The organism is Niastella populi, from assembly GCF_002078015.1.
Classification (GTDB): domain Bacteria; phylum Bacteroidota; class Bacteroidia; order Chitinophagales; family Chitinophagaceae; genus Niastella; species Niastella populi.
Window position 1 is genome coordinate 1 of sequence record NZ_LWBP01000061.1, and the last position, 534, is coordinate 534.

1 protein-coding gene is annotated in these 534 nt (G+C 39.0%); it reads left to right on the forward strand.

Annotated features, from left to right (window positions below):
• Window positions 1–534, forward strand: a 534-nt coding sequence (locus A4R26_RS07445; RefSeq protein WP_242674855.1) for a condensation domain-containing protein, incomplete at both ends; no start/stop codon positions are given.

A 534-nucleotide genomic window follows, 5' to 3' on the forward strand; every position in this document is an offset into this window, starting at 1 on the left:
GGCTGTGGTATCCGGCCGTCCAGCCGACTTGATCGGAGTTGAAGACATGATCGGGCTGTTTATCAATACTATTCCGGTGCGGGTAAAGTATGATGCAGATGATACGCCAGCTAAACTATTAAAATCATTGCAAGAGCAATCGATACAGCGTACATCCCATCATTATTTGAATCTGTCAGAGGTTCAATCCCAGAGCGAACCGGGAATGGAGCTGATTGATCATATTATGGTATTTGAGAACTATGCTGTAAAGGAACTGGAAAGCGAAGGTATATTTAATACGGAAAGTGAAGAAAGACTATCCATAGAGTCAGTAGAAGTGTTTGAACGAACCAATTACGATTTTAATATACTAATTGTTCCTTCGCCTGGTTCGTTAAAGATACATTTCACATATAATACCAATCGTTACGATAGCACGTCGATAAAAAAACTGGCAACTCATTTTGATAAATTGATCGCAGCGTTCGCACAAAATGCTGATCACTCTTTAAATACAATTAATTATTTATCATCGGAAGAAGAGCATGAACT